The organism is Pontibacter populi, from assembly GCF_040278685.1.
Classification (GTDB): Bacteria; Bacteroidota; Bacteroidia; order Cytophagales; family Hymenobacteraceae; genus Pontibacter; species Pontibacter populi.
Genome location: NZ_JBEOKT010000006.1, coordinates 129,080 through 152,625 on the forward strand (window position 1 = coordinate 129,080; position 23,546 = coordinate 152,625).

General features: G+C 45.4%; 20 protein-coding genes. 8 read left to right on the forward strand and 12 right to left on the reverse strand.

The window, feature by feature from the left end; genetic code table 11:
* Positions 1-296 precede the first annotated feature (296 nt).
* The gene (locus ABS362_RS08540) at positions 297-1,376 is read right to left on the reverse strand and encodes a c-type cytochrome (protein ID WP_350411997.1); all 1,080 of its coding nucleotides are present in this window, start codon (positions 1,374-1,376) and stop codon (positions 297-299) included.
* 343 nt (positions 1,377-1,719) lie between these two features.
* Here ABS362_RS08540 and ABS362_RS08545 point away from each other — a divergent pair, with 343 nt between their 5' ends.
* On the forward strand, positions 1,720-3,219 hold the full coding sequence (locus tag ABS362_RS08545) for an OprD family outer membrane porin (protein ID WP_350411998.1): 1,500 nt from the start codon (positions 1,720-1,722) through the stop codon (positions 3,217-3,219).
* 113 nt (positions 3,220-3,332) lie between these two features.
* Here the strand turns inward: ABS362_RS08545 and ABS362_RS08550 are convergent, their stop codons facing one another.
* On the reverse strand, positions 3,333-4,253 hold the full coding sequence (locus ABS362_RS08550; RefSeq protein ID WP_350412000.1) for a sterol desaturase family protein: 921 nt from the start codon (positions 4,251-4,253) through the stop codon (positions 3,333-3,335).
* Between the two features lie 26 nt (positions 4,254-4,279).
* The gene (locus tag ABS362_RS08555) at positions 4,280-4,870 is read right to left on the reverse strand and encodes a DsrE family protein (RefSeq protein WP_350412002.1); all 591 of its coding nucleotides are present in this window, start codon (positions 4,868-4,870) and stop codon (positions 4,280-4,282) included.
* A gap of 388 nt (positions 4,871-5,258) precedes the next feature.
* Here ABS362_RS08555 and ABS362_RS08560 point away from each other — a divergent pair, with 388 nt between their 5' ends.
* The 4 genes from ABS362_RS08560 to ABS362_RS08575 are packed head-to-tail and all read left to right on the forward strand — an operon-like array spanning position 5,259 to position 9,366.
* Positions 5,259-6,314, forward strand: coding sequence for an NAD-dependent epimerase/dehydratase family protein (locus ABS362_RS08560; RefSeq protein ID WP_350412004.1), 1,056 nt, complete (start codon positions 5,259-5,261; stop codon positions 6,312-6,314).
* A gap of 26 nt (positions 6,315-6,340) precedes the next feature.
* Positions 6,341-7,090, forward strand: coding sequence for a glycosyltransferase (locus ABS362_RS08565; RefSeq protein WP_350412005.1), 750 nt, complete (start codon positions 6,341-6,343; stop codon positions 7,088-7,090).
* The gene (locus ABS362_RS08570) at positions 7,077-7,727 is read left to right on the forward strand and encodes a lipid-A-disaccharide synthase N-terminal domain-containing protein (protein ID WP_350412006.1); all 651 of its coding nucleotides are present in this window, start codon (positions 7,077-7,079) and stop codon (positions 7,725-7,727) included. Before ABS362_RS08565 ends, ABS362_RS08570 begins: the two co-directional genes overlap by 14 nt.
* A gap of 10 nt (positions 7,728-7,737) precedes the next feature.
* On the forward strand, positions 7,738-9,366 hold the full coding sequence (locus ABS362_RS08575) for an ArnT family glycosyltransferase (protein ID WP_350412007.1): 1,629 nt from the start codon (positions 7,738-7,740) through the stop codon (positions 9,364-9,366).
* A gap of 93 nt (positions 9,367-9,459) precedes the next feature.
* Here ABS362_RS08575 and ABS362_RS08580 read toward each other — a convergent pair whose 3' ends face one another.
* The 8 genes from ABS362_RS08580 to ABS362_RS08615 form a co-directional block, all read right to left on the reverse strand.
* Positions 9,460-10,653: an MFS transporter gene (locus ABS362_RS08580; RefSeq protein ID WP_350412009.1), complete on the reverse strand. Its 1,194-nt coding sequence runs from the start codon at positions 10,651-10,653 to the stop codon at positions 9,460-9,462.
* Positions 10,654-10,659: 6 nt separating this feature from the next.
* The gene (locus ABS362_RS08585) at positions 10,660-11,376 is read right to left on the reverse strand and encodes a phosphatase PAP2 family protein (RefSeq protein ID WP_350412010.1); all 717 of its coding nucleotides are present in this window, start codon (positions 11,374-11,376) and stop codon (positions 10,660-10,662) included.
* 7 nt (positions 11,377-11,383) lie between these two features.
* Complete coding sequence (locus tag ABS362_RS08590) at positions 11,384-12,517, reverse strand: VIT1/CCC1 transporter family protein (protein WP_350412011.1); 1,134 nt, start codon at positions 12,515-12,517, stop codon at positions 11,384-11,386.
* A gap of 209 nt (positions 12,518-12,726) precedes the next feature.
* Complete coding sequence (locus tag ABS362_RS08595) at positions 12,727-14,175, reverse strand: TolC family protein (protein ID WP_350412012.1); 1,449 nt, start codon at positions 14,173-14,175, stop codon at positions 12,727-12,729.
* Positions 14,176-14,178: 3 nt separating this feature from the next.
* A complete protein-coding gene (locus ABS362_RS08600) occupies positions 14,179-15,540 on the reverse strand; it encodes an HlyD family secretion protein (RefSeq protein ID WP_350412013.1) in 1,362 nt (453 codons plus the stop codon).
* A 2-nt stretch (positions 15,541-15,542) separates the two neighbouring features.
* Positions 15,543-17,285 carry a peptidase domain-containing ABC transporter gene (locus ABS362_RS08605; RefSeq protein WP_350412015.1) on the reverse strand — a complete coding sequence of 581 codons (1,743 nt, stop codon included), beginning with the start codon at positions 17,283-17,285 and terminating at the stop codon, positions 15,543-15,545.
* Positions 17,286-17,303: 18 nt separating this feature from the next.
* The gene (locus ABS362_RS08610; protein ID WP_350412016.1) at positions 17,304-17,987 is read right to left on the reverse strand and encodes a TetR/AcrR family transcriptional regulator; all 684 of its coding nucleotides are present in this window, start codon (positions 17,985-17,987) and stop codon (positions 17,304-17,306) included.
* A gap of 221 nt (positions 17,988-18,208) precedes the next feature.
* Positions 18,209-18,616 (reverse strand): hypothetical protein, encoded by a 408-nt coding sequence (locus ABS362_RS08615; protein WP_350412017.1) that lies wholly within the window; start codon positions 18,614-18,616, stop codon positions 18,209-18,211.
* A gap of 340 nt (positions 18,617-18,956) precedes the next feature.
* Between ABS362_RS08615 and ypfJ the strand changes: the two genes are divergently transcribed.
* Together ypfJ and ABS362_RS08625 are read left to right on the forward strand one after the other, a co-directional pair.
* Positions 18,957-19,844 carry a KPN_02809 family neutral zinc metallopeptidase gene (gene ypfJ / locus ABS362_RS08620; protein ID WP_350412018.1) on the forward strand — a complete coding sequence of 296 codons (888 nt, stop codon included), beginning with the start codon at positions 18,957-18,959 and terminating at the stop codon, positions 19,842-19,844.
* A gap of 250 nt (positions 19,845-20,094) precedes the next feature.
* Entirely contained in the window at positions 20,095-20,979 is an 885-nt protein-coding gene (locus ABS362_RS08625) for a hypothetical protein (protein WP_350412019.1), read from the forward strand.
* 50 nt (positions 20,980-21,029) lie between these two features.
* Here ABS362_RS08625 and ABS362_RS08630 read toward each other — a convergent pair whose 3' ends face one another.
* Entirely contained in the window at positions 21,030-22,253 is a 1,224-nt protein-coding gene (locus ABS362_RS08630; protein ID WP_350412020.1) for a glycosyltransferase family 61 protein, read from the reverse strand.
* Between the two features lie 245 nt (positions 22,254-22,498).
* On the opposite strand from ABS362_RS08630, the gene ABS362_RS08635 reads away from it, so the two are divergent.
* Complete coding sequence (locus tag ABS362_RS08635; RefSeq protein ID WP_350412021.1) at positions 22,499-23,470, forward strand: aldo/keto reductase; 972 nt, start codon at positions 22,499-22,501, stop codon at positions 23,468-23,470.
* Positions 23,471-23,546 lie beyond the last annotated feature (76 nt).

Consider the following 23,546-nt stretch of genomic DNA (forward strand, 5'->3'; position numbering starts at 1 on the left):
GGATAGTAAGTGCTCTTTAACACAACCTGGTAAAATCTCCTTTTTATTAGTAATGTTTTTTCATACGTCCAGCGGTATGTGGTGTTGTCAGGTATGGAGGTAAAGGTTGGAGTCTGAAATGTGCAGCTGGTTCCAGGCTTTATGACAATGTTTAAACTATAGCAATTTTGAAGTACGGAATAGAATTGTATAGCCTTCTGTAAGTCGAGATACAGGCAAAGTATCACTACTAACAAAAGGCTTTTCTAATTTCTCTTTATCCCGAACTCAATTAATTTGAAAGGTGTAAGATTGGATTACTTTGCTTTTTCCTTTGCTGCTATAATTTGTTTGAACGGGCCATACTTGTGCTGTTTTTCATCAAAAGTGTCTGCATAAGGGCCAAATGGGTGGTCGAAAGGTTTTCCAGAAATATCCGGCCAGTCTTTGCTCAGGTCCTTTTTGGGGCGAGGCTGTGAGTTTACAAAAGCTGCCACATCCCAGGCCTCTTCATCGGTTAACTGCGGGTTTATATGGGTAGCGCCGAGCGGCATGTTGGCTTTTGCATACTTGGCAAAGTTGGATATGCGGTAAAGGCCGGCACCGTCGTTATAGCTGTTTTTACCCCACAGTGGCGGGAACTGGTATTCGGCGCTTCCTTCTGCTTTTATGCCTTCTCCCTCTTTGCCATGGCACACCTGGCATTTCTGCGCATACACTACTTTGCCTTTTTCGGGGCTGGCAGCACGGTCCAGTAGCTCAATATCCAGCAGACCTGCACCTTTCGGTTTTTCCCCTTTCTGTACATCTTTGCCAACCCAGTTTATATAGGCCATCATAGCCTGCATTTCCTTTGAGTCTTTGGTAAGTGGTTTGCCGTTCAAACTGCGCTCCATGCAGTCGTTCACGCGCTTAAAAATATCTTCCTCCCGGCCCGATCTGGCCCTGAATTTTGGGTAGGTGGACGCTACCAACGAGTAATTATTTCCAAACGGTTTGGTACCGGCATCCAGGTGGCAGTTCTGGCAGTTCATACCATTGGTAATCTGCAGCACGCTTCCCTGTGGGCCCAGGTATTTGGCCGTATGGGCTATGAGCTCGCGTCCATAAGCCAGTTGCTCTTTTTGGGCACCTTCTGGTAAGGCATTCAGGTCAGCCGGATGCCACAGATCATCGGCAGAGGCTTCGGTTTTTGCCATAGGAGCAGGTGTCGTTTTTGGTGTAGCAGGTTGCTCCTGTACTGTTTCACTAACTTCAGGTCTGAAAAACAACTCTGGCTTTACAACCATATACACTATCAGGCCAAGTAGTAATAAACCTGCTACAGAGCTAACAATTTTCAATGTTGTCGTACTTCCAAGAAAATCTTCTTTTTCCTTATCCTCATTCGGTTTCATATCTGTTTGGTTTAGGTGATCTATAGTTTAATAAAAGACAAGTTATCAAGTCTGCGTTCGACTTTATGTAACATTTGTCACACTTGGGAGGGCGGGGTAACTTTATCAGCTGGAACTGAATTATTATACTGTTATTTTCTGGAATGGGTGTATAGCTACGAAAGCCTTTTTTGTAAGAACATCGTTCTGGTTTAAGGAGTGTTTTTTTAGCTGTTTGCCTACAATTAAGTGTAATGTAAACACTGTTTTATCTGACGACTGACTTGTGTGACTTGTATCACTAAACAGGTGATTTTAGATTAGGAACTTGCATCAATAAAGCTTCCCAAAAAACTGAACAGAAATGATACCGATAGGCGGACCGAAGATGAGAAATTATACTATAGCGCTGGCTATAGTAGCGGTTATCCTGCTGGCGAAGGCTGGTATAGTAAAAGCGCAGCAGCCTGGTTCACCTGATACTATAGATCAAGCAACTACTATACTGCAACAGGATACGATAAAGGCAGGTCAGCAGCAAGTCGCGGTTAATGCAGCACAGCACAAAACTATAAAGTCGTTTCTGAAAAGCGGGAAGTTTACGGGGCATGCGCGTAGCTTCTTTATGTATACCGATAACACCGATGATTATCCAGATTACCACGCTCTGGCGCTGGGGGCAGGCCTGTACTATGAGTCGCCGCAGCTTTATGGTTTCCAGGTGGGAGTGGGTGGCTTTTTTGTTTCTAATGTGTGGTCAAGTAACTTGGGTACGGACCCGGCGACCAAACTAAACAGCCGTTACGAGATCGGTCTTTTTGATCTGCTGGACCCAAACGATAAGCAAGACTTGGGTCGTATGGAAAGCCTGTTTCTGCGCTACAACTATCGCAAATCGAAGGTAACGCTGGGTCGTCAGAAAGTAAACTCTCCTTTCCTGAACCCCCAGGACGGACGTATGCGCCCCACGTTGGTAAGCGCGCTTTGGCTTGAGATAAATGAATTGGAGAAGGTGCGTTTTCAGGGTGGTTGGGTCTATGGCATTGGGCCGCGCTCTACGCAAGACTGGTTTAGCGTTGAGGAAAGTATAGGCTCTTTGCCGGCTGGACGCAGTGCTTATGGCGGGCCCTCACAATTTGTCGGTAATATCAAAAGCGCCGGCATGGCTGTGGGTAATGTAGCTTACGAGCCTTCCAAAGTCTTTAAAACCAGCCTGTGGCATTACTTTGCCGAGAACTTGTTCAACTTCACCTTTGCCCAGAGCGATGTGAGCCTGCCACTAAGCCAAAATGATGAAAACGCCATTGTGCTGGGCTTACAGGCCGGTTACCAGGCAGTTCACGGCGATGGCGGGAACAAAGATCCACTGAAAGCCTACATGGCCCCGGGTGCTGAAATCTGGCTGTACAGTGGCCGGTTGGGCTATAAAACGTCACTTTTTACCACTAGCCTCAACTATACCCGCATTGGAGACGGTGACCGCTGGCTTTTTCCGAGGGAGTGGGGCATCGAGACCTTTTATACGTTCATGCCGCGTGAGCGCCTGGAGGGCACAGCGGATACGCGCATGGTCGCGCTCATCACCGATATCAACCTGAACAAGCAGTGGAAAGCAAGAGTTGGCTACGGGTTGGCCGAGCTGCCAGACGTGAAGAATGTGGCCCAAAACAAGTATGCCATGCCATCTTACTCGCAGTTGCAACTAATGACCAACTATAGTTTTGCCGGAATGCTGGATGGACTGGATCTGCAGGCACTTTACATCTACAAAGGTGAGCGCGGTAACACATATGACACCCCAAACTTTATCGTGAACAAAGTAGACATGTCGCACTATACTTTTGTGATGAACTATAGATTTTAACCAAATGCCTATACACCCGGTTTGCTTGCTGAAAGCAAAGTAAGAAGCTGGTTTGCCCAGGAAGATGTTACGTGACTTTTAATGATTGACCTGATGCCAGTAGACTGAAATTTTCAGGCGTTTTCGAGTTCCTTTGTTGCTTTAACAGGGTTTGCTTCTGCTTTGGTGTTTCCTTCTGTAAAAGGATATAATTGCTGAGCAGCAAATGACCTGGGATACTTCTCCACTTCCTCAAAACCGAGCTCTATATCCCGTCCATCTTCGGGCATATAATATGTTTTGAAAAGATAATCCCAGACGCTTAAGCTGATGCCATAATTAGCCCCGTAGCGGTGCGGCATGTGCTTGGCGTGGTGCCAGATATGCATCTGCGGGTTATTGAACAGGTAACGCAACGGGCCCAGCGGCACACGGATATTAGAGTGGTTAAAATGCCCGATAGCCGTCGCAAAGATGTGCACCAGAAAAAAGTCCTGGATGCCGAATCCGATCATGGCCAGTGGAATATACTCCAGGGTACGGTAAACTATAGTTTCGCCCCAATGGAAACGCAGATGCGCGGCAAAACCCATCTGCTGGACGGAATGGTGTACTTTATGGAACCGCCACAAAAAATCGGAGTGGTGCAGCAGGCGGTGCACATTCCATTGTATAAAATCGCGAACTATAAATAAGGTAAGCAACTGTGCCCAGACCGGCCACGACTGCACTTCAAATGCCACCAGGTTACTAATGCCAAAAAATCCCAAAAAGTCATTGAAAGCCTGCACACCAATAGTAGAGATAGCATTAAAACCTACCAGCGAAAACAGGAAAAAATTGAAGAACATGTAAAAACCATCGAGCCAGAAATCCTGCCGGATCTTGGCCTGGTGCTGCCGCCACGGAACGATAACCTCCAGCAGCCAGAAGACCAGCGAAATACCCAGCAACCAGTAAAAATAGTTTCCCCAGCCTGGGTGCAGCATTTCGTGCCACAGGTAATTGCCGTAGTCGGTAAAAGAAGAGGTAAATATGTTCCGGTATTTTTCCATGCAGGAGGTTAACAACTATAGCCGGCTCAGAGTTTAATATAGCTCCAGCCTTCTTCCTGTTTTATCACTATTTCACCGACTGCCATTGGTACTGTTATAACAGCTGGCAGCAATTGTGCTTTGGTTATTTTACGAGCACGCATAGTATTCTCGCATGCTGCAAAAACTACTCCCTTCGCCTGAAGTTCTTTTATAGCTGTTGCCTTTGTAGTGTTTTCTGTAACAAGTAAATTCAGTGCTTTGCCATACACAACCACTTCTACCCGGGCATCGGGCCAGGCGCGTTTCAGGTTATTCAGCTGGCGTATTAAACCGGCGTGTTGTGCCGTGTCTGCAGCATTTACATCATATATAATGCGGTGCTGTCTGGTTTGTTCTGTTTTGGCAGATTTCTGTTTTACCTGGGCAAAGGATGCAGGTGCTGTTACTGCAAAAAAGGCCAGCAAAAGGATAACTCTTAGTTTCATGGCGGTAAGTTTAAATGTGCCTGCACGTTTTTTACGCAGATTGGCAAGGTATAAGTACAAAAAATAAGTTGGAAGATACGTTATCTCTGCCAGGTTATTTTTCTTTTGAATGCTTTGCCGGAAGTTGCGGAAGGTATTACAAACAGCCATAACTTTCTACATTGTTGCTAACTAACATACCGAAGAGTTGAAGATTGTAGCCACGATGGCGATAAAGCAAAACTACTGCGGGAACTGTATGGCTGCTTTGCGGCTTGATTTTAAACCTGTTGGTAGCTCATGCAAACTAGAGGTATAAATTACCCTATATGCAACAAATTCTTACAGTAATTCCAGCACTTTAATAAAATGAAATCAGCCCGATAACACAGAACCGGGAAAATTAATTTGAGTTTAAGCAAATAAAACAATTTGTATAATATTTTGAAACATTACGGCCCGATAAGAGTTAAATTCTAATATTATTCAGGCCATTTTTAGCCTCTTACAGAGAAGTGATAATAGCCTGTTTGCCCATAGTTTTATTCAGGTTTTGGGTATGGCAGAGGAAACAAAAGTTTTGTTAACTGGTAGTGCCGGGTTTATCGGGCATCATTTAATACAGTTATTGGGACAAGCGGGCAAAACCATTCTGGGGCTTGATGTGCTTAATTCCTTTTATGATCCTGGGCTAAAGTATGACCGCCTTGCCCTTCAGGGTTTTGAAAAAGCTACTATCAACTATAACACGGTTATCCCTAACCAAAATAACCCCAATCTATACTTTGTTCAGTTAGATCTGGCGGATGCAAAAGGGATGCAGGAACTCTTTGATACCTATCAGTTTGATATAGTGATAAACCTGGCCGCGCAGGCTGGTGTCCGGCATAGCATTGATAACCCGCAGACGTATATTGATAGCAACATACTGGGCTTTATGAACCTGCTGGAATGTTGCAGGAAATTCAAAACCAGGCACTTGCTGTTTGCTTCTTCCAGTTCTGTATATGGCAATAGTGCTGAAGTGCCTTTCAAAACGGACCAGTGCACTGATTATCCCGTTTCGTTATATGCGGCTACCAAAAAAGCGAACGAAATTTTAGCTTATAGCTATGCTCATCTTTACGGCATTCCAACCACCGGATTAAGATTCTTTACGGTCTATGGGCCATGGGGAAGGCCTGACATGGCGTATTATAATTTCACAAAGGCCATTCTGAATGACCTGCCTATCCATGTGTTTAATAACGGCGATATGCAACGCGACTTTACCTATGTAGGAGACGTGGTAAACTGTATTGCAAAACTACTTGAACTTCCACCTTCAGCCGGCCAAAGCAGTGCTCCCTTTAAACTCTACAACATCGGGAAAAACAAGCCCGAAATTCTGCTGGAACTGATCGCCATACTGGAGCGCCTGTTAGGAAAAAAAGCCATGCTACAGCTTGAGCCCATGCAGCCGGGAGATGTGTACACGACCTACGCGGATGTAAAAGAGCTGGAAGAGAAAATAAACTATAGACCAGCCACTTCCTTGGAAACCGGTTTAGCTCAGTTTGTACAGTGGTTTAAACTATACCATCATTATTCAGAAATGGAGGCCACAAAGCAATGAACTTTTAACTATTACGATGCATGCCTATGGAAGCTACCTCTTTAACTATACTAGTGCCGGTTTACAACGAAATTGAATGCCTTGACAGGTTCTGCGAGTCAATGGACGCTTTTCTGCAGCAGTCGCCCATGCCAACCCAGGTGTTGTTTGTAAATGATGGGTCCACGGATGGCAGTCTGAAAAAGATAAAAGAGATCTGCAGCCTTAAACCCAACTATAGTTTTATTTCCTTTGACCGGAACTATGGGCTAAGCACTGCCATTAAAGCAGGTATTGATGCGGCCGATAGCACCTACATAGGTTACATAGATTCTGATCTGCAGACCTCCCCGCTGGATTTTTTGTTTTACTTTGAGCACCTGCCCGGCTACCAGATGGTGAATGGCATCAGGGCAAGGCGCAAGGATACATTCGTAAAAAAAATGTCTTCTAAAATAGCCAACAATTTCAGGAGGTTAATGATAAACGATGGCATACAGGATACCTGCTGCCCGCTAAAGATCATGGAAGCTACCTATGCCAAACGGATTCCTTTTTTTGATGGCATGCACCGCTTTTTGCCGGCCTTAATTAAGTTGCAAAACGGAAGAGTGAAGCAATTGCCGGTGCAGCACTTTGAACGTTATGCAGGCACAGCAAAGTACCACCTTTTCAACAGGCTGTGGGGCCCTCTTAACGATACATTTGCTTTCAGGTGGATGCGGAAGCGTTACATAAACTATAGTATTGCCGAGCATGCGGTAGCCCAAACAACTCAAACGCATGAGCAGGTCTGAGATCGGGGTCTATAGTTTAGGGCTGTTAGCGCAGGTACTATTCTCGTCGCGCATACTTGTGCAATGGATAAAGTCGGAGCGGGCAGGCAGGGTGCTTTCGCCTACCTCTTTCTGGACCTTCAGCATACTAGCCTCTTTTCTGCTGATGGTTTACGGAATCTTACGCAACGACCTGGTCATTATCGGGGGCCAGGTGATCTCCTACTTTATCTACTTGCGTAACCTGCATTTCAAGAATGTATGGCAGGAGTTGCCCTGGTGGGTTCGGTGGCCTTCGGTGCTTTTCCCGTTAGTGGCTATGCTGTGGCTTATCTTCGGGGATGTGTATAGTTTAGTCTACATCTGGGAGCACAGTACAATATCCGGAACATTGGTGGCGTGGGGAGGAGCCGGGCAGGCCATTTTTACGATACGCTTTGTATACCAATGGTATTATTCCGAAAAAGTGCAGGAGTCGGTGCTGCCAAATGGTTTTTGGGTGATCAGTTTAGTTGGTAGCCTGATGATCATACTATACGCAGTTTTTCGGCTGGACCCGGTTATATTCATAGGTCAGGCTTTTGGTATAGTTGCCTATAGCCGTAATTTATTTATCGGGCTACGGCAGCAAAAATCATCTCAATCAGTTTCAGGATAACCAGCCCGCCATGCACTTGCAAAACTGGCTGCAAAGCCGCAGCACTGTCTGGGTGCTTCTGGCAATTTTGTTAGTTGCCTTGCTTTACAACCTGGGCGGTTGGGGAGTGCTCGAAACAAGCGAGGCGCGGTATGCTGAGATCAGCAGGGAGATGCTTGTTTCCGGTAACGTGTTACACCCACGTTTGCTGGGTATATTGCACTATCATAAGCCCCCGGTAACCTATATTATTTCGGCAGCAGGCATGAGCTTGTTTGGCGTAAATGCGTTTGGCGCCCGTTTTTTTCTGCAACTCTCCTTTATACTTCAGGCACTGCTGGTGTATCAGGTAGGGTGGCTTTTATTTAAAAACCGCTCCGTTGCCTTTACAGCGCTTATAGTTTATGTAACTACACCAGCAGTACTTGTATCTGCCCGCAATCTTACAACGGACTCTTTCCTGGCTACTTTTGAGCTGCTGGCCATCTGGTGCTGGATAAACTATAAGCTGCAAAGTAAACCTGCGTGGCTGTTCCTGTTCTATAGTTCGCTGGCACTAGCTTTCCTGACCAAAGGACCGGTCGGGCTCATCTTTCCGGTTATGGTAGTTATCGGTTTCAAAAGTAATAACACATTTACAGCAAAGCATTCTGTCCGGCACCTGGCAGGGATAGTGTTTTTCCTGTTGATGAGTGCATCGTGGTACATCTACCTGATGGTGCAGGACAAGCAGTTTGTAGATTACTTTATCCTCAAACACCTGGTTGACCGGTATGCTAACCCCGAAACATTCCACCGCTCCAAACCCTGGTGGTTTTACTTGCTACTGGCACCTGCGTTAAGTCTGCCATGGATTGCTATTTTATTTTTATACTTTAGAAAGCTTAAACATTTGGTAGCAGTACAAAAGCGGCTGTTTATACTATGGCTGTTGGCCCCGCTTTTGTTTTTCTCCATTTCCAGCTCTAAGCTTATCCTTTATATACTCCCATTTTTTTCGGGATTGGCCTTATTGGTTGCCTGGCTGCTGCACCAGCTGGATGATAGGCAGAGAACTATAGCAGCAACTATAGGATTCGGATATTTCATCCTGGTAAGTGTCGGGCTTGGTGTCGTTCCCCAGTTTACACCAACGTTTTCTTTGCCAACTATAGCGTATGGTTTGCTTGCATGCATACTGCTGAGTTTGTTCTTGCTTTGGAAGAATGTTGGGGAGAAGCTCCCCAAACTGTTATTAGCTGCGTTAGCATTTACGCTTTTATTGATACCGCTTTCCACGCATGTTTTAGAAGCTGATCCGGATAAAACAAACGCTACAGGGCACCTGGCTACCGTATTGAAAAAGGAAGGTTTAACGAACCATAATCTGATAGTATATGACAAATTATTGCCTTCGTTAGCATTTGAGCTACAGCAGAACCTAGTGAGCATACACGATAAAAACAGGAGCCTGGAGCGGGAAACGCAGTTTGAAAAAGATGACAAGTGGCGGCAAAACTACTTACAGTTAACTAACCCGGCAGATTCTGCTGCCTTCGTAAAGCTGTTAACACAGCAGTCAGTGTTTATAGTTAAAGGCGAGCTACCCGAAAACCGGAGCTGGATCATAAAGCACTTTACAAGATACAAGAGAGTCGGGAGCTGGCAACTTTACTATTAGCCCTGGTTTACAAAAGACCCAGAACTATACCGATTCTTGAAACGCATTTTCTGAAGAAGTGAAGTCTATGAAAAGCAGGAATAAGTGGTAGTTTTACTCTTTTTGATAAACCTGTGAGCTGGAAAAGAAAGCAAGGTACACCATAACGAACAGTGCTGCCAACCCCGAGGCTATGAATGTAACTGCCGGCCCATACAATTGCCAAAGCAAACCAGCTAATGCAGATGCGATGAGGGTGGCAATACTTTCAAAAGCGGTGAATGTGCCGATGGCTGTAGCTGTATCCTGCGGAGCGCAGATGTTGGAGATCCAGGCTTTGGCTATGCCTTCGGTAGCGGCGGCATATAACCCATAAAGCACAATAAGTACAATGTATTGCCAACTCTGTAGCCCAGCAGCCATACCCAGGTAAACCATGGCAAAAAAACCAAGGCCTGCAAAATATACCCGCTTCATTCCCCATCTGTCAGCAACTATACCCATCGGGTAGGAAGAAAATGCATAAACCAGGTTATAGAAGATGTATAACCCGATGAGATAGGTGTCGTCCAGGCCAGCTTCTTTCATGCGCAGCAACAGGAAAAAATCGCTGCTATTGAACATCGCAAAAAATAACAGCCCAACAGCAAGACGCCTGTAAGCCGCAGGACTTTCTTTCCAGTAGCGCAGAAAGTCAAAAAAATTATACTTGCTTTTGGCAGCATCTGCCCTTGCCGGTTTAGATCGCTCCTTTAAGATGAAAAGTAGCATAACGGCTAAAATGCCCGGTATAAAGGCAATAAAAAACAGGGGTTTGTACTGCGCAGGGTTAAAGTAAAGGTAGGCAAGTGCAAAACCCGGCCCGATACAAGCACCCAATGTATCCATGCTGCGATGAAAGCCAAACACACGGCCTTTGGTTTGGGGCGTAGACTCATCAGAAAGCATGGCGTCGCGGGCGCCTGTACGGAGGCCTTTACCAATACGGTCTATGGTGCGGGCCCCAAATACCCAGAGCGGCAAAGATGCAAGTGCCAACAGCGGCTTGGAAACAGCAGCTAACAGGTAACCCCACCGGACAAAAGGCAAGCGTTTGCCCGTTCTGTCAGACAGCCTTCCGAAGTAGCCTTTGCTAAGCCCTGCCGCTGCCTGTGCCACACCTTCCAGTATCCCGATGAACAGAACCGAAAACCCAATGCTCTTCAGGTAAAGTGGCATAACAGGATATAGCATTTCGCTGGCTATGTCGGCAAACAAGCTAACTATAGACAATACCCAGACCGTGCGGCTCAGCAGCTTCTGCTCCATCTTATGCTAACTTAAATTTCCTGCCATGTTATTATCTCCGGGCTTATACCTGGCTACGTAAAAAATCTCAATTTGCCGGAGCAGGTATAACGATGTAATTAACCATATTAAACCTATCAGATAGCCTGCGGCCACATCGGTCGCATAGTGTACTTTCAGGTAAATACGGCTGAGCCCTACAAGCACTACAATTAGTGTAAAAAACAGAGAGAGAGCCCAGCGCCATGCTTTATTTTCAACAGTAGTCCAGATGATATAGATGATCAGACCATGAAAAACCCCTCCTATCATGGTGTGGCCGCTCGGAAAACTAAAACCAGACATATCAACCAGAGCGAAAGCGGGTCTTGGTCGCTCAAAATAATTTTTCAGGAGCTGGTTAAGCATGGAGGTGGTAAAGGAAATGATAAGTACCCGAAGCCCGTTCCAGCGCATATCCCTGTAAAACGAAAACAGCAACACCAGCAGCGCAGGCACGATAATGAGATACCGTACAGAGCCCAGAAACGAAATGATACGCATGGTGCGCGTCATGGCCGGGGAAGAGATGCGATCTGATAAGGCAAACAACATGTAGTCAAGGCCAGTGTCTTTATCCGCGAAAACATCATGGATAAGGTGGAAAAGCAAAAACAGGCTTACCAGGAATAGCAGACCGACCAGCAGGAACTTGGCAGAGAGCAGTGCCACCAGGTGCCATATCGTTCTAACTATTTTTAACATCAGAAGATCATCCCGCAATGCTTATGCCGATCAGTTTGCCAATGCCATAGGTGATGGCCGCAGCAGCTAACCCGAACAGTACCTGCCGGAAGCCGGAAAACCAGATACTTTTGCCTGTAAAAAGGGTAATCGCAGCGCCAATCACAAACAAGCCTATTGCACTTAAAGCAAGGCTCTGAAGGATGGCCGCGTAACCGGCAGCATAGAAAAAGGGAATAACGGGTAATATAGCCCCGATAGCGAAAAGAATGAAGGACGTAATAGCTGCTTCCCAGGCAGAGCCTTTTAATTCTTCTGTGTTTATCCCAAGTTCTTCCTTCACCAGAACTTCATGGGCGTGGGCGGTGTCCTGTATAGTAGCGGCTGCCATTTGATGGGCCTGCGCTTCGGGTATTCCTTTGGCTATGTAAATAAGTGCCAGTTCGCGCATTTCACCTTCGGGGTTGGTCTCTATTTCCAGCATTTCAAGTGCCATCTGCCGTTCATACAGTTCCTGCGAACTCTTTACCGAGATCCACTCGCCCAGGGCCATAGATAATGCCCCGGCCAACAAACCTGCCATACCTGCCAGCAGAACACCACTTTGGCCGTCGGTGGCTCCGGCAACACCCATTACAAGGCTTAAGTTGGAAACCAGTCCGTCGTTAGCGCCAAGCACGGCAGCACGCATCGCATTGCCGCCAATAGTCCGGTGCTTGCCTTCTATTCGGGAGAGGTGCTCGCCGGTGACCTTGCCTTTATTGTTGAGCAGCGACTGCAGAATTTTAACATGGTTTGCTTCGTCGCCGGTAATAGGCATGTGCTTTTTTTCTTTCTGAGCCAGCTGCGCAGCGGTTATGCTTTTCTCGGTATCCAACAGTACCCCAATTACATAGCCATACCCAAAAGTCTTTCCGATCCGATCCAGCATACGGGCGCGCCAGGAGGGTGAGGGTAATGTAACGTCTATGCCTCTGCCGCGTAAGCCTGCTTCCATTTTAGTGGCGTGTTCGTGCTCAATGGCACCCAATTCCCGGAACATGCTGGCTATTGCCGGCACTTCCTCAGCTGCCGCGATGCGCTCGTACAGAAAAGCAGCGTCTACTTCTGTCTGTAGGCTTGCTGTATGTTTTTTATCCGGTATTGATCCTGATGTAGCCATAAGTTATTGCGCGCATTACCTAAATTCAAGTAACAATATTGTTAACCCTATCAGCAGAAGAGGATCCTGAATAAGTTATGCGTTGACTGCATTAGCTTGGCTTCTGGATCTTAGTGCTTTACAATCAGAGTTATGGCTATTTAAACGCAGAATTGTTTTTAATGTATTGGATATTATCAGAACTGACTGGTATATCTCTTAACACACAACTATTCATCGGCAACTAAACTGCCAGCTGCCCAATATAGCTGTGCCCTGGCTTTTGCATATTTAGCCTTTAAGTTCAGTAGCTTCACTTGTGCTTCCATCAACTTCATTTCCCGGGTATTGATCAGGAAAAGGGAGCTTTCCCCATTCTGAAAACGGGTCAGTTCTCCATTTCGTAACGTCCTGGCATTGTCTACCATGCGTTCCTGCAAAGCAATCTGGTTTTCCAACGACAGCCACTCGTTGTAAGCCGCCAGAATACCATTTTCCACCGCTCTGGTAGTATGTGCCAATTCCAGTGTGTTATGTTGCTGTTTTACTTTGGTAAGCTGTAATTTGCCCCGTTCTTCCCGCATAAAAAGCGGTATACTAAGGCTTGCCCCAAGTTTATAGTTGCTTCCTAAATGCTCTTCTTCAAATGCCTCCGGGGTAACAAAAAAGTCGCGTTGAAGCACATTGTAGTCGGCGTTCAGTTTTGGGAGCAGCTTATTGGTAGCCATCCGGCGCTCAAATGTTAGTTGCTGTCCCTTCAGATCTACCTTTCGAAGGTCCGGGTGGTTTGTGCGGGCACTTTCCAGCACCTGTTGCATCCTTTCAGTACTTAAAACTATAGTTTCAGTATCAGTCACTGATGGTATAGTTTGCGCTTCCAGTTCAAGTGGCACATTGTTTTCAGCCCACAGGTGCTGTGAGATCCGTAACCGGGCATTATTATAATCGAGCAATGCTTCCTGCAACATTACGTCCCTGTTTTGTACTTCTGTAAGCGCTTCCACCGTATCAATTGCTGCCAGATCACCTTCCCACACGCGTGCTCTTACAGCGCTTAACCGAAAGGCTGCCAGCTCCAGCGATTCCCGGTACACAAGCATGGTGTTATAGTAAAGCTGCCAGTCCCGGTAATCCTTTGTCGCCTCCAGCAAAAGTTTGTTAATCATCTTTACACGGTCTGCTTCCGCAATGTCCTGTGCCAGCCGCGCCTGCTGTATGGTGTTGCGTCTTTCATCTATAAACAGGCCCTGGCCAAGCGGCACCGATATACCAGCATAGCTAAGCCCGTTTTCGGGAGTTTTATTTTCAGGGTTCAGGTACTGGCCCTGCGCTTTATCGAAACCAGCCCTTATCTCGGGGCCAAACCAGGTTGGTATGCGCAGTGTGTTCGTCCAGGTGGTGTAATACTCCTTTCCGCCAAATTCTTTTCTGGATAATTTACTGTTAAAGACCGGGTCCAGGGTGCCACGCGCCATCCGTAATTCCTGCTTTGCCTGTTCTGTCAGCAGTTCGGCCTGCGACGCTACGGGGTGGTGCTGAAGTATAAGTTGGTAAAACTCTTTTAAGGTAAGTATCTGCACCGAGTCAGGAGTAACCGGCTGTGCTTTTGCTGAAATGGCGGTTAGCAGGCCCATCACCAGGATATAAATTAACAGGCTGTATTTTTGCAATTTTTTCATGCCTTACTGTTCTTCTTTTACAGCTGTTTCCTTATCCTTTGTAACTACATCGCCCTGCCCCGTATAGTCTGCCGGGAAACCATTTAACTGCCGCCATATCTCGTACCAGACCGGCACAGTTTCCAGCATGGCCCAGCCCTGTACCCCTGATCCAACACGCAGCGCATCCGGCCAGGGTTCTTTTGCGGTGTCCGGCACCACCAGCAAGCGGTATTTCCCGTTAGTGCCAGCATTATCAATTACAGCTACCTTGCCTGCAAATGTGCCATAACTAACACCGGGCCAGCCTGAGAAAACAACAGTGGGCCAGCCTTCAAACTGTAGTCTTACTTCATCACCCTGGCTCAAAAGCGGAAGGTCTATTGCATTTACATATAACTCAGCTGCCAGTTTGGGATTATCTGGCATAATAGTGGCCACTGCTTCATTTTCTTTTATAGTTTCACCGATGCCTGCCTTAAGTGTCCGGACAACATAGCCGTTCTGTGGGGCTGTAATATGGTAATACTGACTCCTGACCTCGGTGCTGCTATAGTCGCTTTGCAGCTTCGAGACTTCTGCCTGTGTTCCGTACAGGTACGATTGGGTGGCATTCAGTTCTGCTTCCGCCTTTGCTATCTTGTCCGAATATTCTGCCTGCAGAGAGCTTAGCTCAGTGCGTGAATTCTGTAGCTCTGCTCTGCCTGAGGCAAGCTTGTTTTCCATAGATAACAGCTTAGCCTGTGCCTCCTGTAGTTTTAAGCGCCTGGTCTCCAGTTCTGTCAGTGACTTTAAGCCCTGTTTGTACAGGTTTTCCTGCCGCTCGAACTGCGCTGATGCTATCGCTAGTTCTGTTCGCTGCGCTACAAGGTCCATACTGTCGCTTTGTACTTTCAGTCGGTTTTGCTCTACCTTGTTACGGCCTTTCTGTAAGCTTAAGATTAAACCCTGGCGCAAAGCGGCAATTTGTTCCTGCATAGATTTTACTTTCTGGGCAGTAGCTTCTGCAGCACCTTTTTTCGCATCAACCTGTTCCCCGATCCGCTCCAGCAGGTTAGGGTCCAGGTACTTTTCTTTTACTTCTGAAAGGCTGACGATCGTATCTCCTTTTTTCACAAACTGCCCTTCCTGTATATGCCATTCTTCTATCCGGCCGGCTATAGTTGCTTCAATGGTTTGCGGCCTGTCCGCCGGAGATAAAGCGGTCAGGTTGCCCTGCGAGGAAATGTTCTGTGTCCAGGGGAGGAAGAGGGTCATTATAAGAAGCAGCAATATTCCCGTGATCCAATAGCTGAGCACGCGGGTCAGTTTAGGCGTCTGCAAATGACGCGACGCCTCCATGTATGCCTCCTCAGCGTTATTGTATGATATAGACTCTTTTGCCATGATTATAAGGTAATATCAGTCAGTTCTTTAAAAAGGTCCTGCTGCCGTATGGTCTCGTAACTTCCTGATGCCACGATCTTCCCGTCTTTCAATAACAATGTCCTGTCGCATAGTTGCATCACGTCACTATCGTTCGAAACGATGAGTATGGTCCAGTCGAACTGTTTGTCTTCCATCAATAACCCCAGGAAGCGCATCTTTTCGCGTTTTTCCATACCCACCCAAAAATCATCAACTATAAGCAGTTTTGGTTTTTGCACCAGGCTGCGTGCCATTACTATTTTGCGTGCAATGCTGCCGGGCAACCGCATGCTACCACCGGTCAGGTAAGAGTGCAGTCCTTCAGGTAGTGTATGCACAAAATTGGTTAAACCGGCTACCTCGATTGCCCAAAGTACATCCTGCAATGGGAGCTGCCGTCCAAGGGTTATATTATCCATAAAGGATCCATCAAATATCTGCTCTTTGGAGATATTATCACCTATAAGGCTTCTGAGTTTGCCGGTGTGCAGGTCGCGTAAAGAGACGCCATTATAAGCAATGCTGCCTTCATAAGATGGCAGTAAACCGAGCAACAGATTAATAAGGGTCGTTTTACCGGAGCCATTGTAACCAGCCAGACAAACATGTTCTGATGATCTCAGCTCAAAGTTCACATTATCTAAAGCTATCCTGTTCGTGTCCTGGAAACGATAACGCAGGCCCTTCACCTGTATGCTCAGGCCGCCGTGCGCAGGCAGTTCATCCAGGTTAATGCCGCTGTCTTCTTCTATAGGTATATCTGTCACCTGCCCAATCTTATCTAAGCTTGTTAATACATCATATACCGTATCCAGCTTCATGATTATTTTTTCGACGGCAGCCATAATTAGGATGATAATGATCTCAGAAGCTACGAACTGACCAATATTTATCTCTTGCTGCACAACCAGTATACAGCCTAAAACAAGCAAACCACCTGTTATAAATGTTTTAAAACCAACAAAGCTGAAGTACTGGGTCATGAGTACACGAAAGTGCTGACGTCGTACATCAAGGTAGTTTTTAACATAAGCATCCGTTCGCTCCATTGGCAGATTTGTATGGCCTACCAGTTTAAACGTGCTGAGAGATCGTGCCATTTCCTGCAGCCAGGCAACAAGCTTATACTTGTATTTAGACTCCATGATACTGGTCTTTATACCTTCTTCACCTGTCCACCAAATAATGAACACCAACGTTATGATCAGGATGATGCCAAAGAAAATAAAGTAGGGGTGATAGAAAGAAAGCAGTATAAGGCCGAATACTATTTGGATTACAGCGGTCGAGAAATCGATCAGCAATTTGGCGACCCCTTTCTGTAGCGACACTACATCGAAGAACCTGTTCATGAGTTCGGGAGGGTAGTGTTTTGAAAGTGCTTCTACTTTAAACCGGGGCACGCGGTAAGAAAAGCTAAAGGCAGCACGGGCAAAAATGCGCTGTTGAATATATTCCACTAACCAAAGCTGCATTATCTGCAGGCCACCCACCAGCAGCAAAGCCAGCACAATAAGTGAGATCAGAACTACCACAGAAACTGGGATGGTACCGCTCGATACAAAATTTATGATACTCTGTATACCCAACGGCAACGACAAGCTTATGAGACCTGCAGCGATGGCATATATGTACAGGTAAACGATCTCCCGACGCTCTGTAGCCAGCAGTTGAAGCAATCGCTTCATGGGCTTCTCAGATTTATTTTTTACTTGCTCGCTCATACTTGCTTTTCTAAGCTTTTATCTATTGTCTATAGTTGCGAATGCCAGGTTCTTTAAAAAAGCTGTAATTCCATCCCTGGATTGTGGGCCGCCTTTCACTTCCGTAAGGGATGGAAGGTGTTCTGCAAAGAATAACTGCTGATGTGCAGAGTCGAGCAGGGTGCTGATAAGCGCATGCGGGTAGGGGTAGGCTGGGTTAATGGCGGCTACAGTCTCTGCAACATTCCGGCAAAGTTTTTTAAGCTCCAGAAAATAACCCTCCTGGTTTTCGGCATCTACATCTTTTGTATGGTATACCTTAGGCGATTCTGCCACAACGATCCTGAAAAGTGTACGCTCATCAATGTGGGATGTGGTAGGGTCGTTCAGGTCGGAGGTAGTGATAACCTCTATAGCGCGGCTGAGGCGTTCACGCGGATCAGAAATATTATGCGTATGGTAGTTTATAGTGTAATTAAGCCATGCCCAATACCAGGATACCAGGTACACCAGCAGCTTATGTTTATTTTCGAAATAGCGGTAAACAGATGCTTCCGTTGTGCCAATTTCTGTGGCCAGCTTCTTAAAAGTAAACTGTTCAAACCCAAGCTCATCTATCAGTTTTATGCTTTCACTCAATATTCTTCTGCCAAGTTCGGTGGCTTCCGGCTCCCTTAGGTAAGACCGATGATTAAGATTCAGGTTTATCTGGTTATTCGGCATTATGTTAAGCTTTAATACACACAAAGGTATGGATACTTTCATGTATAATAGTAATACTATCAAAAAGGTTTAAATTTTTTACAGAATTCTAAAGGGCGGGTAGGGGAAGTTAAAGATCGCTAGCCAAAAGCTATTTATAAATTGATTGATTCCTGTATTTTGAAAGCAATTATAATAGTAAAGCAGAGCCTCTTTAATAAAGGAGAAAGCAAATTCAGCCATTAAAGATTAAGCCAGAGGAGCGCTTCTGTACGTGAAGAAAAAAATCTGAATTCGAATGGTTTGCTTAACGATTCTTTAATGTCGTTGTATGCAGCCATTATGCGGTCTTTGCGCACCGTGCTGGATGTGCCAATACAGGCTATTTTCTGAATTGGTGTTGGTAACAGGCCAACTAAAAGCTGCGCCAGCACAGTTTTATACTCTTCTTCTGTCAGGTCCTGGATATTATCAGCAAAGTTTAAAAGTACTTTTCTGATGTTAAGCTCCCTCGCAGATGATACCACATCCATAAAAGCTGTTTTAACTTCAGCAGCATTATAAGATCGGTGCTCCTGCCAGGCAGCATATAAAATACCCTGTTCAGGCGAATAGTGTATCCTGATCAACTTATCACTGTAAAGTTTCATATTTGTTTAACCATCTTTTTTTTAATTTGTTGCATATATAAATGATTGAATTGTAATTAAAGGAGTGGTATGAAGTAGAAAATTTTACGATCTGTAATAGGATTAAGGCATTTTTATAATAGAGCACAAACTATAAGCAGAGGGACTTACACGCTGTTTTGATGCAGGCATTTTACAGCAACTATAACCTGCATATTTTTATTGCCATCCGAAGTAAACTACGGACATCTAAGTATAGCTGCCAGCCGTTAAACTCTACGAAATATAAGTGTAGGCTTTGAGTGGTAAAGTGGAGAACAAACAAAAACTACTAACATTCACTTCTTAAAAGAATATTATCATGAAATGGCAAGGCAGAAGAAAGAGCAGCAATATAGAAGACCGTAGAGGGCAGTCAGCGGGTGGCAGAGGTATCAGCCCCATGCTTCTTATCCCTTTATTCAGGCTTCTTTTCTCAAAAGTTGGGCTGGTTATAGTAGCAGTGCTGGTACTCATAATGGTTGTGACAGGAACCAATCCCCTGGCACTTCTTCAGCAGTTTATCGGCGGTGAGCCGCAATATGCGCAGTCAACCGACTACCAGCCAAGCCCGGAAGAACAGGCGCTGGCAGATCAGACGGCCGTGGTGCTGGCAGACACAGAAGATGTATGGAACAAGATGCTACAAGACTACAGAGAACCAACCCTGGTCCTGTTTTCGGAGCAGGTTAATTCGGCCTGCGGGCTTGCTTCATCAGCTACAGGTCCGTTTTACTGCCCCGGTGATGAAAAACTGTACATCGATCTTAGCTTTTTCAGTGAAATGGAACGGAAACTTGGCGCTGATGGAGATTTTGCGCAGGCCTATGTGGTGGGCCACGAAGTAGGGCACCATGTACAGAAACTCACCGGTACTATGGACCAGGTAAACGCCATGCGGGGACAGCTGTCCGAAACAGAATTTAATAAGCTGATGGTAAGGCTCGAGCTGCAGGCTGACTTTTATGCCGGTGTGTGGGCACATCATACGCAACGTTCAAAAGGATTTCTGGAGCCCGGTGACCTGGAAGAAGCCCTGAATGCGGCGAGTGCCATTGGCGATGACCGTTTGCAAAAACAAGCCACCGGAAGGGTAATGCCGGATTCTTTTACACACGGCACATCTGCACAAAGGGTTCGCTGGTTCAGAAAAGGCTTTGAAACTGGTGATGTAAACCAGGGAGATACCTTTAACGCAGCACAGCTATAGTTCAGTACCAGCTTAAAAAGATAGTTGGAGCCTTTTAATCAACGCAGAAATTGAATATCAGAAAAACCGCTTCATGTTATATGGAGTGGTTTTTTTTAGTTTGTTAATTCAGCTGAATAAAGGCTTATTTCATTTAGGGATTTCAAAGGGTTTGCTACTAACAATTTGGTTATGCAATTTTGTTATATTCTTCTGCTCACTAATGCTGTGTGGCTATAGTGGTAAACAAAGTATTCCATATCTTTAAACAATGCTGAAAAAGATCTCTTTGCTGCTTTCCCTTATAATTTTGGCTGCCTGCGATAACGATAAATCCGAACCTGTAACCCCCATACCACAACCCACCTTACGGCAGGCATGCTACTGCACTGAGATGCGGTTTGATTCCTGGAGCGGAAAGGGTAGTTACAAATATTATTATGATTATTTCAACAGGCTGAATCAGATAAACTTTTATACAGTAGATAAAGGTTTTGACGGCAATGATTATGACAGGCTGTGGCGTTATGATAAATTTGAATATGACGCTAAGGGCAACATCATTAAGGTGAAAGTATATAACTCTTTCACCGGAGACTGGAATGTGGCGTTGGAGGCTAACTATAGTTCGAATGGTTTACTGGCTGAGAAGAAAGAGTATACGTTAAGCAGACCTTATCCGTATCAAAACTCTATCAACAACATAGTTACTTACCAGTATTCTTCTGCCACGCAACTCTTAAGTTCAAAAACAACATTCAGAGATAAAGACGGAGGAACCTCGTTACTATCGTATCATTATGGTGCAGATGGTGTTTTAACAAAAAATTATGATTCGTCTACTCGTACAGATACAGGATATCGCGCTAAAATAGAGTACACTTTTGATGATAATGCACATCCACTCGCGGCATCTCCAGCTTATCTTAAACTTGTTGGTGAAGATTTTACAGCATTACCTGTGAATGTTCGTTACCCAAATGTGCTCAAATACGAATATTCTGATTCAGAAAATGGAGTCGAGCCCACTCTATACGAACCTATAAGCTATAATGCTACCTTTGAGTATAACTCAGCTGGATATCCAATAAAAGAGACAGTAACTTATCTTGATGGAAAGGTTGATACCTATACTTATAGTTATGATTGTAAATGATGTGTTGATTTAACTCCAGGCATCAACCTGTTTAAAAGTAACTTAGTGGTTTACTTTTGTACTACCATCTTTTCGAGCAGCTCTTCTACTTTATCTGTTTCTACAACAAGGTGTCCTTTTTGGCCCTGAGTGGCATTTTTCGCTTTTTCGCCTTGTGCCTTGCAGATGATATAGTTATAGTCTAAGTTCAGTTTTGTTGCAATATCAAAGAAAGGCTCTATTACAAAACCTTCGTTAAAGATCTCTACCAGCTTTGTGCCCGGCTGGCAAAAAAGCATGCTGATCAGTCCGGCACCTGTCGGGGAAAGTATGAACTTGGCTTTGGAAAAGAGGCGTACCTTTTCTGCTATCGAATGCTTGCTGGAAACAATAGTGTTAAAACCATACTGACCAAGCATTTGCTGTAGTTCGTCTTCGTTCAGTACATTTCGCACACTGGAGTCTTTGCGGCTGATAAATAGCATTGGTACTTCAGCCTGCACTGTTCGTTCGTCCTGCTGTGTTATGCCAGGCAGAAAGGCCGCCCGCATGTAGTGTATCAGCCATTGAGGCACCAGTGTATGGTTACCTCTTGGAGCAGTAGAAGCCAGAAGGCGGTCAGCTGTTATATGGTTGTAATCTTCTCCTGAAAGGATTTTGTATTTCGGTATTCCAAGCATGTCCAGGGTTTCGGTCTGGTAACTATAGCGCGTGCTTGGCACTAAAAACCAATCTACTTGTTCCAGGAGCCCACTTTTTTGTAACAGGTGTAAGCGAGGCAGCACATCCAGAAACCAATGCCCTATGTTATTGATGCCTGCACCCCCCGAAAGCATAGTAAACAGGGTTCCCTGTATTTTAGCCGGCTTTGTAAACATGCGTTGCCTGAAAACATTGTTCTTTTCGGGAATTGTAACTTTCCCGTTCTCCAAACTAAGCGATACATTGTCTATCAGTTTATTATCCTGAGTAATGATGGCGATACTGCTTTCGTTGTCGGTATGCAACCGTCCGTTGGGCACTTCTACCACTACATAATCTGTTACGACACTGCGTTGGGGCTTCCAGTACTCTGAACACGCCTGGTAAAGCTCATCCGATATATCCAGTGTAGTTTTGAGACCGGGGTAAATGTTGTATATAGTTACCGAATCATCCGGTTTCTGAGCAAAAGCATCCGGAGAGGGCAGCCGGAGCACACCCGTCGGGCGAAAATATTTCTGATAGGGTACAAGTGATCTGGATATTTTACCTAGCCGTTTAGTGGCTTTGCGAAGTAGAATGTTGTAACGCATATGTCAGCGACTAAAATGGATCTTAAACTACACCATTTGAATTGAACATATTCAACGATGTAGCCTTTTAAAAGTTAGTATTAATGTATAGTAATATTAGCAGTAACTAAAGTTGATCCGAATTAACGCGTCGGGTTTTTCAACATTAACAATAAAGTAGTATTGAAGCTCTGCGTTTTGGTAAAGGCCGCAGCTATTTTCAGAAGATTATTTCGGATATTGACCACAAACAAATTTAGTGAACTATGGAGTACAGAAGATTTGGCCGCACCGAGTGGCAGGTAAGTGAAATAGGCTATGGCATGTGGGGCATGGCAGGTTGGACAAACTCAGATGACAAGCAATCAGACCGGTCGCTGGATATAGCTGTGGAAAGTGGTTGCAACTTTTTTGATACGGCCTGGGGCTATGGCCACGGTAAAAGCGAAAACATATTGGGCAGGCTGGTAAAACGGCACCCAGGAAAGCGGCTTTACCTGGCTACCAAAATCCCGCCTAAAAACATGAAATGGCCTGCCAAACCAGAGTATAAACTAATAGATTGCTTCCCGGCTGACCATATAATTGAGTACACGGAAAAAAGCCTGAAAAACCTGGGAGTTGAAACTATAGATCTGCAGCAGTTCCATGTGTGGCAAGATAGCTGGGCAGAAAATGAAGAATGGCAGCGGGCTATAGAGAAACTAAAAGCAGACGGTAAGATACAGCACATGGGCATCAGTGTAAACCGCTGGGAGCCGGAAAATGTACTAAACACTTTGCGTACCGGGCACATCAGCAGCGTACAGGTCATCTACAATATTTTCGATCAGGCCCCGGAAGATAATCTTTTTCCGTTGTGCAGGGAGTTGGATATTGCTACTATAGCCCGCGTGCCTTTTGATGAAGGAACGCTGACCGGAACACTCACAAAAGAAACTACTTTTCCGGAAGATGACTGGCGCAGCACATACTTTGTGCCAGAGAACCTGAACGCTAGTGTAGACCATGCTGACCAACTAAAACAGCTGGTACCTGCGGGCATGACGATGGCAGAAATGGCACTACGATTTATACTGAGCAACCCAGACGTAAGCACTATTATACCCGGCATGCGCAAAGAACAGCACGTCAAATCTAACCTCAGCACCAGCGACAGCAAAGGCTTACCTAAAGAGCTTTTAGCTAAACTAAGATCTCACCGCTGGGACCGTAAGCCAACAGGCTGGTCGCAGTAGAAGGCTTTAAGTTAAGCTGATATGAGAAGACTGAATTACTTCTGTGAAATTCAGGAATAAAAACGGGCAAGTACGA